This is a genomic window from Streptomyces sclerotialus (assembly GCF_040907265.1).
Lineage (GTDB): Bacteria > Actinomycetota > Actinomycetes > Streptomycetales > Streptomycetaceae > Streptomyces > Streptomyces sclerotialus.
Genome location: NZ_JBFOHP010000002.1, coordinates 3,120,854 through 3,132,740, shown reverse-complemented (window position 1 = coordinate 3,132,740; position 11,887 = coordinate 3,120,854). Strand labels below are relative to the sequence as shown.

Here is an 11,887-nt window from a genome sequence, read left to right as displayed (position 1 = left end):
GAATCCGTGCGCCGCGCCACGGGCGTACCCGCAGTCCGAGCCGAAAGCGAGCGAGCGAACTCCTCATGGCCAGCACTTCCTCCGGCGGTACGTACGACATAGGCATCGACCTGGGCACCGCCAACACCCTGGTGTACGCCCGCGGCAAGGGCGTGGTGCTCGACGAGCCGTCCGTGGTCGCCGTCAACGCGGCGGGCGACGTCATCGCGGTCGGCGCGGAGGCCAAGCGCACCATCGGCCGCACCCCCTCCGGCATCACGGCGATGCGGCCGCTCCAGGAAGGCGTGATCGCCGACTTCGAAGCCGCCGAACGGATGCTGCGGGGCCTGATGAAGAAGGCGCTGCCGGGGCGCCGGCTGTCCCGGCCGCGGGTGGTGATCTGCGTACCGTCGGGCATCACCGGCGTCGAGCGGCGCGCGGTCGTCGACTCCGCCAGGCGCGCGGGCGCCCGCGAGGTGCAGCTGATCGAGGAGCCGATGGCGGCGGCCATCGGGGCGGGGCTGCCGGTCGCGGAGCCGGTGGGCTGCATGGTGGTGGACATCGGCGGCGGCACGACCGAGGTCGCGGTGGTCTCGCTGGGCGGCCTGGTCACCGCCCGGTCCGTACGGGTCGCGGGCGACGCGATGGACGCGGCGATCACGGCGTACGTCAAGAAGAAGCATGCGCTGGACATCGGGGAGCGCACCGCCGAGGACATCAAGATCGCGATCGGCTCGGCGCTGTGGACGCCGGTGGAGGACCGCGTGCCGGGGCCGCCCGCCGACGGCGCCGGCGAGGGCGCGGACGAGGAGGGCGCGGACGAGGGAGGCGCGGACGCGGAGGCTACGGTGCCCGTGCGCCTCGACGTCTGCACCGTCCGCGGCCGGGACCACGTCAACGGCCTGCCGCGGGTCCAGGAGATCACCGCGGAGGAGATCCGGCAGGCGCTCGCCGAGCCCGTCGACGCGATCGTCCAGGCCGTCCGCCAGACCCTGGACGCCTGCCCGCCCGAGCTGTCCGGTGACGTCATCGAGCACGGCATCGCGCTCACCGGCGGCGGTGCGCTGCTGCGGGGCCTGGACCGGCTGCTCGCGCGGGAGACCGGCGTGCCCGTCGTCGTCGCCGACGACCCGCTGAACTGCGTCGTGGCGGGCACGGGCCGGTGCGTGGACGAGTTCGCCGCCATGAGCGGCCTGCTGGCGGACGCCAGGACGCAGCCGCGGCGGACCGTACGCCTTTGAAATCCGGCCCGTTGAGGTGCCGCGCGGTCAACTCCCTTGCCCGCGCGGCAAGATGACGCGCCGCGCGCCGTACAGGGGGTGTCGTCCGGGCTGCCGTGAGGTGTGCGGAACTCGGACGGAGATGTCCGCTCACCGACCCGAAACACCCCTCACCTGCGGCGACATGACCTGGCGTCAAGGAGTGATCAAGTCCGGTTATGCTGAGACCGGCTCAGCGTACTGGGCAGTTATCACGGGTGATGTGCGTGCCGACGCTGCCCTCACCGCTGCGCCCGAGGATTCCCCGTCTTTTTTCGATTGGTTGAGGGTGCTGATGGTTCGAGAAGGATCGTCGCCCGGAGGCCTGCGACCTGCTTCGGCGCTCGTGTGGATACTGCCGGCGGCGCTCACCGTGATCGCCGCCGTGGTGGCCGCCGTGCTGGTCCCCTCCGACGCGCTGACGCCGGTCCTGTGGACCGGAGGCGTCGCCACCGTCGCGGTGGCGCTCCTCTCCGCCGAGGTCGCCCGCCGCGGCCGGGCCCTGGCGGAACTCCGCCGGAACTCCCGGACGCAGGCCGAGGTGCTCGTCCGGCAGGAGGCCGCGACCGTACGGCTCGCCGCCGAGCTGCTGCCCGAGGTCGTCACCCGGCTCGGTCAGGAGGAGTTCCCCGAGGACGTACTCGCCTCGATGACGGAGCGGCTGGAGCAGGAGGCCGGCGAGGCCCGGCTGACCCCCGAGTTCGCCGCGGCCCACCAGGCGGTGCTGCGTTCGGTCCTGGAGGCGGTCGTCGCCGAGGAGGACCTGCGCGAGTCCGCCCAGCGCGCGTTCGTGAACATCGCCCGCCGCGTGCAGGCCATCGTCCACCAGCAGGCGCAGGAGCTGCGCGGCATGGAGGACCGGCACGGCCAGAACCACGAGGTCTTCGGCGACCTGCTGCGGCTGGACCACGGCACCGCACTGATCGGCCGCCTCGCCGACTCCATCGCCGTACTGGGCGGCGCCCGCCCCGGCCGCCAGTGGAGCCGCGCCGTCCCGCTGTTCAGCGTGCTCCGCGGCGCGATGTCCCGGATCATCGACTACCAGCGCGTCGAGCTGCACTCCGTCTCGGAGGTCGCGGTCGTCGGCACGGCCGTCGAACCGCTCATCCACGCGCTCGCCGAGCTGCTGGACAACGCCACCCGCTACTCCCCGCCGCAGACCCGCGTCCACCTGACCGCGGTCGAGGTGCAGTCCGGCATCGCCGTCGAGATCGAGGACGGCGGCGTCAGCATGAGCGAGGAGGCCCGCAAGCGCGCCGAGCGGATGCTCCAGCAGGCCCAGGAGGGCATCGACGTCAACGACCTGGGGGAGACCCCGCGGCTCGGCCTCGCGGTCGTCGGCCGGCTGGCCCAGGCGTACGACTTCCAGGTGTCCCTGCGCCCCTCGGCGTACGGCGGCGTCCGCGCCGTCCTGATCGTGCCGCAGGATCTGATCACCACCGCGCCCGCCACCGGCCGGGCGCACGGCATCGGCGCCTCCTCCGGGCCGGTGAGCGAGCGCACCGAGCACCCGACGCTCCCGCGGCAGCCCACCGGCCCCGTGCCCTCGGTGCCCGCGGTGCTGCCCCGGGCCGAGGAGACCCAGGAGGACGTACCGGTGGTGACCGAGCGGACCGCCAACGGGCTGCCGCAGCGGCGCCGCAAGTCCCGCGCCACCGCGCCGGCCCAGCCCGCGCCGCAGGCGCCCACCGCCCCCGACACCGCAGACCACCGGTCCTCCGCGTCGGAGCCCGCCCCCGAGGTGCAGCCCGGCATGTGGCTGGCCGCCTTCCAGAGCGGCCTCTCCGGAGAACCGGGCGGGGCCGCCGGGCCGAAGAGTGACGAGTCGTCGGAAAAGAGTGAGTTGCCATGATTCAGCACCGGGCCAACATGGACTGGATGCTCAAGGACCTGGCGGAGAGCGTCCCGCAGACCCGCAACGTCGTCGTGCTGTCCTCGGACGGCCTGCGGATGGCCCAGTACGGCACGGACACCGACACCGCCGACCGGCTGGCCGCCGCCTGTGCCGGACTGCAGTCGCTGGCCGGCGCGGTCTCCGCCGAATTCCCGCGCAGTGACGGCAAGATGCGCATGGTCGTCATCGAACTGGACGGTGGCTTCTTCTACTTGATGGCGGCCGGTTCGGGCGCCTACCTCGCGGTGCTGGCCGACGAAGGGGTGGACGCCGGGCTGATCGGGATGAAGATGCGCGACCTCGTGGCACGGATCGGCGAGCACCTCAGCAGCCCGCCGCGCGGCGAGGGACCGGCCGCATGAGCGGAGCGGGCCAGGATTGGGAGGACCAGAGCCCCGAGCGGCTCTACGTGATCACCGGCGGGCGCACCGGCGCCGCGCACACCTTCTCCCTCGACCTGGTCACGCTGATCGTGGCCAAGGCTGCGCCGAGACCAGGCATGCAGCCCGAGCACGCCGCGATCATGCGGCTGTGCCACTCCCCGCTGTCGGTGGCGGAACTCTCCGCCTACCTGAAGCTTCCGGTCAGCGTGGTCACCGTGCTCCTGGGTGACCTGCTGGCCGACGGGCGGGTGGTGGCACGTGCCCCCGTACCGCCCGCAGAACTTCCGGACCGTTCCCTTATCGAGGCGGTGATCCATGGACTTCAACAGCTCTGAGCCGACTGCCGGCCAGCTGCTCGCCGGGCAGCCCGTGGCCGGGCGGACGCTCGCCGCGGAGCCGGTCGCCGGGCCGCGGAGCGAGGACGAGCTGCCGGACTCGGCCACGGCCGCGGTCAAGGTGGTGATCGTGGGCGGCTTCGGGGTCGGCAAGACGACCCTGGTGGGCGCGGTCAGCGAGATCCGCCCGCTGACCACAGAAGAAACGATGACTCAGGCCGGTGTCGGCGTCGACGACACCCTGGGCGTGGAACGCAAGACCTCCACGACCGTCGCGATGGACTTCGGGCGCATCAGCCTCAACGAGGAACTGGTGCTGTACCTCTTCGGCACCCCGGGCCAGCAGCGCTTCTGGTTCCTGTGGAACGGCCTGTTCGACGGCGCACTGGGCGCCGTCGTGCTGGTCGACACCCGCCGCCTGGAGGTCAGCTTCGACGTCATCGGCCGCCTTGAGGAGCGCGGCGTGCCCTTCGTCGTCGCGGTCAACTCCTTCCCGGAGGCACCGAAGTACCCCGTCGAGGAACTGCGCGGCGCCCTGGACCTCCCCCCGGAGGTCCCGATCGTCGACTGCGACGCCCGGCTCCGCACCTCCAGCCGCGACGTCCTGATGACGCTCATGCACTACTTGCACCAGCTCGCCGTCAGTTCGGAGGCAACGTGACCACGCCCCCCACCCCGCCCCCGGGCTGCCCCGCGCACGGTCTGGGACCCGACGGCGTCCGCCGGCTGTACGGGCCCGAGGCAGAGGCCGACCCGATGGGCCTGTACGAGAAGCTGCGCGCGGAGCACGGCACTGTGGCCCCGGTGCTGTTGCAGGGGGACCTGCCGGCCTGGCTGGTGCTCGGCCACCGCGAGAACCTCGACGTGGCCCGCACCCCGTCCCGCTTCTCGCGCGACTCCCGCCGCTGGCGCGCCCTGCGCGAGGGCAAGGTGCCGGCCGACCACCCGCTGACCCCGGTCACCGCCTGGCAGCCGGTGTGCAACTTCGTCGACGGTTCGGACCACGAGCGGCTGCGCACGGCGGTCACGGAGTCGCTGGCCCGCTTCGACCGGCGCGGTATCCGCCGGTACGTGACCCGCTTCGCGCGCCAGCTGATCGACGAGTTCGCCGGCGCGGGCCAGGCCGACCTGGTCTCCCGGTTCGCCGAGCACCTGCCGATGCTGGTGATGACGCAGCTGGTGGGCATGCCCGAGTCGTACGGGCCGCGGCTCGTGGAAGCGGCCCGCGACATGATCAAGGGCACCGAGACCGCGGTGGCCAGCAACGAGTACGTCATGTCGGGGTTGCGCGACCTGGTGGCGCGGCGCCGCGGGCAGTCCGGGCACGATCTCGCCACCTGGCTGATCGAGCATCCCTCGCAGCTGTCCGACGAGGAGATCGTCCAGCATCTGCGGCTGGTTCTGATCGCCGCGTTCGAAAGCACCTCGAACCTGATCGCGAACACCCTGAAGGTGGTCCTCACCGACAGCCGGTTCCGTGCCAGCCTGTCCGGCGGTCACATGACGCTGCCGGACGCGCTGGAGCAGGTGCTGTGGGACGAACCGCCGTTCACCACGATCCTGGGCCGCTGGGCCACCGGTGACACCACCCTGGGCGGACGTGAGATCAAGGCGGGTGACCTGCTTCTGCTGGGCCTTGCAGCCGGCAACGTCGACCCGGAGATCCGACCCGACCTCACCACCCCCGTGCACGGCAATCGCTCGCACCTCGCGTTCAGTGGCGGCCCGCACGAGTGCCCGGGTCAGGACGTCGGCCGTGCCATCGCCGACACCGGCATCGACACGCTGCTCAACCGCTTGCCGGACATCCGGCTGGCGATCCCGGGCGAGGAGCTGCAGTACGTCTCCTCGCTGATGTCCCGGCACCTGGTCGAGCTGCCGGTGGTCTTCACGCCGCGTCCGGTGGGCGGGGCGAAGGCGGCGGGCACCGGGGAAGCGCTGCCCGCGCAGCGCCACTCCGAGCCGCTGCCGGCCGCCGCGCCCGCGCGGCAGGCCGCCCCGGCACCGGCCGGGAACCGTCCGCAGCGCGGTTTCCTCGCCCGGCTGTTCGGCGGTCACTGAAGGCCCGGCGCGCGAGCCGGCCGTACGGAGCAGACCGTACGGCCGGCTCGGGCCGTTCCGGTGTACGGCCGAGGCACACCGGTCGGTGGCATGCGCGGTTCAGTCGCGCAGCTGGTCCCACCACCACGTGATCGACGGGATGGCAGGCGGAGCCGTCGCCAGGTCGCTGGGGGTGTCCCGGTAGGTGACGTGGTACGAAGCGCCGGGCACCGGCAGCGGGTTGCGGTTGCGCGGGCTGGCGTAGCGCGGCGCGTCGTTCTGCCAGATGATGCAGCCGGACACGTAGTCCCCGAGCGATTCGAGGTAGCGCGCCAGCATCGGGTCCGCGTCCCGGCCCAGCTGCTCCCGCAGCCGCAGGAACAGTGTCATCGCCCGGTCCCGGATGCCTACCGCGTACGGCACGGCTTCCAGAGGGGTGATGCCCTTCTCGTGGGCGATGACGTTGATCAGGTTCTGCTCGGGCTGGTCGAGGTGGTCCTCCTTGGCGTATGAGAAGAGGTCGTTGTCGCTGCTGACGACGAACCCGGCCGCGTCGGTGAGGGCCTGCACGGGTGCGGAGTACAGCACGTCCGGGGGTACATCGATGGCGTTGGCCGCGTCGCACCAGGCGAGCGTGAAGCGCGTCCCGTTGGTCGAGACGGTCATGGCCGCGAAGTCGTTGAGGGAGGGCATGATGCCGCGCTCGGCGTTGGAGGTCTGCCAGCCCGCTCCGAAGAGCCAGTCCCGGGTGCCGTCCATGAACCGCATGAGCTGGTACGGGGTGAGCAGCGCCCGGGTCCGGGTGACCAGGTCCTCCAGGGCCCGTGTCAGGGGGTTGGAGGGCAGCATGGCGGAGCCGGGGTACTCCAGGGCGCGGATCAGCCTGGCGCTGTGGTCGACGATCTTCGCGGTGCCCGTGGCGTCGGAGCCGGAGTCGTGCCAGTCGTCCACCGCGTTCGCCCAGTAGTTCCACTGGATGAACAGCAGCATGGCGTCCTCGGCGCCGCGCGGGATGATCCGGCAGGTGAACTCCGCGCTGTGGGTGGCGAGTCCCCAGGCCCGTTCGGTGTGGTCGGGGTACAGGCCGTAGGCGTCGATCCACTCGACGGCCCGCTTCTCCAGCAGGTCCGCCTGCGCGTGCAGGTCCGTGCGGCGCTCGACCGGGCAGTAGAACGGCGGTAGCCGCCAGCCTATGGCCGAGGGGCGGCCGCGGTCGGTTATCGTGGCCATGTCAGCGGTCCCCGAGACGGAAGAGCAGCAGGCGGGTCTCGACAGCGTGATCCCGCCATATGCGGAAGAGCTTGCCGTGGGTGCGCTCGGACTCCATCAGGCGCTCACGGCGGATGGGAGAGGGGACCCCGGTGCGGTCGGCGTTCTCCAGTTCGGCGGTGGTCCAGGCCATGGACTGCACCCAGAACTCCGCGACCCGGTCGGTGATGTCCTCGTCCTGCTCCAGCTCGAAGCCGGCGGCGTGCGCCGCGTTGATGTACTCGGTGAGGGTGCCCAGCCGGGTCTTGTAGTAGCCGTCGATGAAGTCGGTCCACTCCGGCCGGCAGAGGAAGTGCTCCTGGATGCCGAACCAGCCGCCGGGTCGCAGCGCCTTGGCGACGACGGAGAACAGCCGCTCGCGGTCCATGTAGCCGGAGGACTCGATGGCGACGGCCGCGTCGTACGCGTGCTGTTCGCGCAAATCGTGGATGTCGCCGAGCGCGGCGGTGACGCGGTTCTGCATGCCGGCCCGGCGGACGAGGTCCCGCATGATCGGGACGTGTTCGCCGGTGACCGTCAGCCCTTTGACCAGGGTGCCGTACTCCTGGGCCCAGTAGATCGCTCCGCCGCCGACGCCGCAGCCGATGTCGAGGAGGTCGCGGGGCGGCGCGGCAGGGACACCCCAGGACGCGGCGGCGTGGTGCAGCACGGCCTCCTGGGACTCCAGGAGGCGGCGGCGTATGACGCGTTGGGAGACGGTGGTGTTCGGCGTGGCACCCGCCTCGAACATGCCCATGTGGAAGTGGATGCGTGGACCGGGGCCGTACTTATGCAGGATGTCCGCGGTCTTCCGTGAGTAATACAGGGGAACTTGTGCCTCGTCGAAGCCGGCGGTCGCGGCGTCTTCGATGACGAGGTTGTTGTCCATGAATCATCTCCGGTCGTGAAACCGGCCGGTGCCGAGATGCTGAGGCCGGCCAGGGGGTGTGGGGACCTGCACGCAAGTGCGCACAGGATCTGCCCCTAGTTGATCAGGTACAAGCCAAAATCCCCCTTCGCGTGATGAGCGTCATAAACGAACCGGAATTCTCGCCTCAACTGGGGCAGGCGGACTGGGAAGTAACCCTCGAAGGGGGCATTGACGTGCACTCTTGTGTCGCGCTAAGTGTCGGCGGGCGGAGGTAATGACGCGGCAATCCGCCGCTCCGCTCTTTCTGTGAGCGTCTACTTGTCGCCCCGTCAGGTTCCGTAGATCGTTTGGCTGTGGTACAAGCCTCCACTCCGGCATCGCACTGGTGAGCGAATCGGCCGGACTGCGGACACTGAGGGACGCCGTCCCGGGGAACCCAGGAAGACACACCGGGTCGAATACAACCCTTCCCAGGCATATGAGTGTCTTATCTCGTGGACCCACGGACTCAGGGACCAAACGTTCATCCTGGGGGAAGGAAACACCATGCGTACCTCCCGTCCCGCGCGTCGCCGTACTGCCGTCATCGGTACGGCCGTCGCCGCGCTCCTCACCGCCTCCGCCGCCATCCCGGCCTTCGGCGCCCCCATCGCACCGCCGCCCGTCCGGCCGGCGGCGCAGACGGCGGTCCAGCCGGTACGCGACGGCAGCCCCCAATCGACCGTGGACCGGGTCGCGAACTTCTACGGCGCGTACATCGACGCGGTCTTCGACGAGGACGGCCGGCTCGCCGGTGAGCTGCGGAACCACTACCTCCGCGCCGACCTGCGCAAGCGCCTCGCCACCTGGGAGGAGAAGAACCACGCCGACGGCGTCCTGCGCGCGCAGAACGTCCCCGTCAAGTGGTCCGTCCGCTACGACGGTTCCGGCACCGGCAGCTCGTACACGATCGTCACCCTGACCTGGGACTCGGGCAGCAACCCGAGCACCTCCCGGCTGGCGGTCCGCAGCTCGCTGGAGACCCGCCAGATCACGGACATCAAGGCGGCACCCGGGAAGTGACGCGCGCGCCGGGGGCAGCCCGGCCGCTCACGGGGCGTGCGGGGGCTCACCGGGGGGTGGGCCCCCGTTCCTCCCGCGGCGGTCCGCGTTCTTCCTGTGGCGGTCCCCGTTCTTCCCGCGGCGGTCCGCGGGCTCCTCGCCCCGCGCGGGCCGCGGCGCCGGCCGCAGATGGTGGACGTGGCGGACGTCTCCGATGGTGCGCATGCGGGGGAACACATGGCGCTCCGGGTGGTCGTGGAAGTGCCGCCCCAGCAGCGCCCCGCCGAAGACCACGAAGCCGACCCCGACCAGCCAGCACTCCACGATCAGTACGGTTCCCACGGCCCCGTAGCTGACCGCGTTGCTCACGATGAGCGGCGCGAAGACCAGGTACGAGAAGGCACGCAGCCCGGCCAGGCCCGCCATGGTCGCGACGGCGCCCGGCAGCAGCGCCCGCCACGCGACCTGCTCGCCGAGCAGGAAGTGCTGGCCCCACCAGAAGAAGAGCACGCCGGCGAGGAGGTTCAACACGATCCGCAGCGGCTCCGGCACCGTGCCGCGGGACTGCACCTCCGCGTAGAGATAGGCCAGGAGGACGGCCAGCCAGACGGTCTGCCGCCAGGCGCGGTGCCACGGGCCCACCGACAGGCTCCAGGTCTTCTCGTACCCGGTCTGCACGCTGCCCGCGAAGCTCAGCCCGAAGACGGCGAGCGCGACCAGGCTCAGCGCGCTCGTCGTGACGACCGCCTGGCGCGGCGCGGTGAAGACGCTCTCCACCGCGTGGGCCGAGCGGCCCGACAACGCCATGCCGTCGACCAGCCAGAGGGCGAAGCCACGGTGCCGGAACGGGGCGGCAGCGGCCACCACGATCAGCAGCGGCACGAGCGTGACCAGCCCCAGCGCGCCGAAGCCCATGGAGCGGTGGAGCAGCTCCAGCTCGCTGCCACGCTCACGGAACCGCCCGACCTGCAGCCGGTGCCGTACGCGACGCACCAGCCGACGACGGTGCCGTACGCGACGCACCAGCCGGCGGCCGTGCCGCTCGTCGGCGTCATGCGGTCCGGCGGACTCAGACGCCGGCGTCATAGGCCACCACAGCCCCTCCGCTCACTTCTTCGCCCCACTGCGCCGATCCGCTTCTCCGGCTCGGGTCTGCCGCCGCCCTCCTTTGGCTCGGTCCGCCGGCCCTGCTCCTCCAAGTCGTCCTCCGACCCGCTCCCTTGGCCCGGCCCGCCGACCCGCTCCTCCAAGTCTCCTCCGGTCCGTATCTCCGGCCGGCTCCTCCGGCTCGTTCGTCCGGCCCGTTCCTCCGGCTCACTCCTCCAACGAGACGACGACCTTGATGTCGTCGTCCCGCGCCGTGAACGCCTCCTCCGCGCGGGCCAGCGGCACCCGTCGGGTGATCATGCGCTCCAGCCAGTCGCGGTCGGCGGCGGCCAGCGCGTCGGCCGCCTGCCGGTAGTGCCGCAGGTTGGCGTTGACCGAGCCCACCACCGCGTCGTTCGCCAGTACGAGGTCGCGGTTGACGGTGCCCGCGTCGACGGTGAGCTGCCGCCCGGTCGGGGAGACGCCCGTCAGGCACACGATCCCGTACGCGGCGGTGCCGGCCATCGCGTCGAAGACCAGCCGGCCCACCCCGGTGGCCTCGATGACGATGTCCGGGCGAAGCGCCTCGGTGGCCTGCTCCATGTCCTCGCTGTGGTACGTCGCCCCCAGGTCACGGACCAGTCCGGGCTTCGGCCCCGCGGTCACCCGGTCCAGTACGTGCACGTCGAGTCCCCGCTGCACCCCGAGGAGCGCGGCCAGCAGCCCGATCGGGCCCGCGCCGGTCACCAGGACCCGCCGCGGCTCGAACCACGCCCGGCCCCCGACCCGCTCCACCTGCTCCCACGCCTTGGCCACCACGGTGGTGGGCTCCATGAGCACCCCGACCCGGCGCAGCCCGGGATCGAGCCGCACGGCGTACTCGGACTCCACCGTCCACGCCTGGCTCGCGTAGCCGTCCCGCTCCTTGATGCCCCGCTCGGTGTACCGCCCGTTCCGGCACATGTCGAACTCGCCCCGCGCACACGCCCCGCACGGCTCGGGATCGGGCCGGCGGACCACGCCCACCACCAGGTCACCGCGCGCGAAGCCGCTCCCGGACGGTGCCTCGCGCACGCGCCCCAGGGACTCGTGCCCGAGGACGAGCCGGTCCTGCCCCGGCGGCGCCGCCCCGTACTCCCCGGACGCGATCTCCTTGTCCGTACCGCACACCCCGACGTCCAGCCCGTCCACCAGCAGCTCGCCCGCTCCGGCCACCGGGTCGGGCACCTCCCGCACCTCCAGCGAACCTGGCTGCAACGGCCGGATGGTCAGCGCACGCATGCTCACAAGCCCTCTCGTCGCTCCGTAACGTCCCGGCCGGCCACCACTCCACGGCCACCGACCGGACCCGGCGAGTACCCACCGCGCCCCACGCCCAGACCGGCATGGCGCACCCGGCACCTCATTCACCTCCGAACCGCCCGCGCCGTCATCCCCCCACGCCGCCCCCACCGCCGAACCACCCGGAGAGCCCCGCCCCTACCCGTCCACCACCCGTCGACCATCCGTCGACCACCCGCCCCCGCACAGCAGAAAGACCCACCCGATGAGAAGGCCTCGCGGCGCCCCGCCGGTGCCGTCGCGCATGTCGCACTGCCAGGAGCTGTTCGCCACCTACCGCAAGGCCAAGGAGCCGGCCGCCGCCGAGCCGGCCGCCGCCGAGCCGGCCGCCGCCGAGCCGGCCGCGGCCGCCCGGTAGCCGAGCGGGCGCCTGGTCCGGCTGTTCCGCCCGTACCCGGCGAACGTGGTAC

11 protein-coding genes are annotated in these 11,887 nt (G+C 71.9%); 7 read left to right on the top strand and 4 right to left on the bottom strand.

The window, feature by feature from the left end; all coding sequences use genetic code 11:
• Window positions 1-65: 65 nt before the first annotated feature.
• From AAC944_RS13910 to AAC944_RS13885, 6 genes are all read left to right on the top strand, one after another.
• Window positions 66-1,220, top strand: a complete 1,155-nt coding sequence (locus AAC944_RS13910) for a rod shape-determining protein (RefSeq protein WP_030615037.1) — start codon at window positions 66-68, stop codon at window positions 1,218-1,220.
• A 313-nt stretch (window positions 1,221-1,533) separates the two neighbouring features.
• Window positions 1,534-3,090 (top strand): sensor histidine kinase, encoded by a 1,557-nt coding sequence (locus AAC944_RS13905; RefSeq protein WP_030615034.1) that lies wholly within the window; start codon window positions 1,534-1,536, stop codon window positions 3,088-3,090.
• Window positions 3,087-3,494 (top strand): roadblock/LC7 domain-containing protein, encoded by a 408-nt coding sequence (locus tag AAC944_RS13900; protein ID WP_030615031.1) that lies wholly within the window; start codon window positions 3,087-3,089, stop codon window positions 3,492-3,494. The genes AAC944_RS13905 and AAC944_RS13900 overlap by 4 nt, the downstream gene beginning before the upstream one ends.
• Window positions 3,491-3,850 (top strand): DUF742 domain-containing protein, encoded by a 360-nt coding sequence (locus AAC944_RS13895; protein ID WP_030615028.1) that lies wholly within the window; start codon window positions 3,491-3,493, stop codon window positions 3,848-3,850. Before AAC944_RS13900 ends, AAC944_RS13895 begins: the two co-directional genes overlap by 4 nt.
• Window positions 3,831-4,511: a GTP-binding protein gene (locus tag AAC944_RS13890; RefSeq protein ID WP_368397184.1), complete on the top strand. Its 681-nt coding sequence runs from the start codon at window positions 3,831-3,833 to the stop codon at window positions 4,509-4,511. Before AAC944_RS13895 ends, AAC944_RS13890 begins: the two co-directional genes overlap by 20 nt.
• Window positions 4,508-5,911, top strand: a complete 1,404-nt coding sequence (locus tag AAC944_RS13885) for a cytochrome P450 (RefSeq protein WP_030615024.1) — start codon at window positions 4,508-4,510, stop codon at window positions 5,909-5,911. Before AAC944_RS13890 ends, AAC944_RS13885 begins: the two co-directional genes overlap by 4 nt.
• A gap of 99 nt (window positions 5,912-6,010) precedes the next feature.
• Here the strand turns inward: AAC944_RS13885 and AAC944_RS13880 are convergent, their stop codons facing one another.
• Both AAC944_RS13880 and AAC944_RS13875 read right to left on the bottom strand, forming a co-directional pair.
• A complete protein-coding gene (locus AAC944_RS13880; protein WP_030615021.1) occupies window positions 6,011-7,120 on the bottom strand; it encodes a terpene synthase family protein in 1,110 nt (369 codons plus the stop codon).
• Window position 7,121: 1 nt separating this feature from the next.
• Window positions 7,122-8,027, bottom strand: a complete 906-nt coding sequence (locus tag AAC944_RS13875; protein WP_030615018.1) for an SAM-dependent methyltransferase — start codon at window positions 8,025-8,027, stop codon at window positions 7,122-7,124.
• A gap of 528 nt (window positions 8,028-8,555) precedes the next feature.
• On the opposite strand from AAC944_RS13875, the gene AAC944_RS13870 reads away from it, so the two are divergent.
• The gene (locus AAC944_RS13870) at window positions 8,556-9,071 is read left to right on the top strand and encodes a hypothetical protein (protein WP_030615015.1); all 516 of its coding nucleotides are present in this window, start codon (window positions 8,556-8,558) and stop codon (window positions 9,069-9,071) included.
• A gap of 27 nt (window positions 9,072-9,098) precedes the next feature.
• Here AAC944_RS13870 and AAC944_RS13865 read toward each other — a convergent pair whose 3' ends face one another.
• Both AAC944_RS13865 and AAC944_RS13860 read right to left on the bottom strand, forming a co-directional pair.
• A complete protein-coding gene (locus tag AAC944_RS13865) occupies window positions 9,099-10,136 on the bottom strand; it encodes a hypothetical protein (protein WP_063759944.1) in 1,038 nt (345 codons plus the stop codon).
• Between the two features lie 228 nt (window positions 10,137-10,364).
• Complete coding sequence (locus tag AAC944_RS13860) at window positions 10,365-11,417, bottom strand: glucose 1-dehydrogenase (protein WP_030615009.1); 1,053 nt, start codon at window positions 11,415-11,417, stop codon at window positions 10,365-10,367.
• Window positions 11,418-11,887 lie beyond the last annotated feature (470 nt).

What these genes read in the sequence shown, in the direction of transcription:
- AAC944_RS13865 (WP_063759944.1), bottom strand. Translation starts at nt 10,136, where the DNA reads ATGACGCCGGCGTCTGAGTCCGCCGGACCGCATGACGCCGACGAGCGG.
- AAC944_RS13905 (WP_030615034.1), top strand. Translation starts at nt 1,534, where the DNA reads ATGGTTCGAGAAGGATCGTCGCCCGGAGGCCTGCGACCTGCTTCGGCG.
- AAC944_RS13860 (WP_030615009.1), bottom strand. Translation starts at nt 11,417, where the DNA reads ATGCGTGCGCTGACCATCCGGCCGTTGCAGCCAGGTTCGCTGGAGGTG.
- AAC944_RS13870 (WP_030615015.1), top strand. Translation starts at nt 8,556, where the DNA reads ATGCGTACCTCCCGTCCCGCGCGTCGCCGTACTGCCGTCATCGGTACG.
- AAC944_RS13880 (WP_030615021.1), bottom strand. Translation starts at nt 7,120, where the DNA reads ATGGCCACGATAACCGACCGCGGCCGCCCCTCGGCCATAGGCTGGCGG.
- AAC944_RS13890 (WP_368397184.1), top strand. Translation starts at nt 3,831, where the DNA reads ATGGACTTCAACAGCTCTGAGCCGACTGCCGGCCAGCTGCTCGCCGGG.
- AAC944_RS13895 (WP_030615028.1), top strand. Translation starts at nt 3,491, where the DNA reads ATGAGCGGAGCGGGCCAGGATTGGGAGGACCAGAGCCCCGAGCGGCTC.
- AAC944_RS13910 (WP_030615037.1), top strand. Translation starts at nt 66, where the DNA reads ATGGCCAGCACTTCCTCCGGCGGTACGTACGACATAGGCATCGACCTG.
- AAC944_RS13900 (WP_030615031.1), top strand. Translation starts at nt 3,087, where the DNA reads ATGATTCAGCACCGGGCCAACATGGACTGGATGCTCAAGGACCTGGCG.
- AAC944_RS13875 (WP_030615018.1), bottom strand. Translation starts at nt 8,027, where the DNA reads ATGGACAACAACCTCGTCATCGAAGACGCCGCGACCGCCGGCTTCGAC.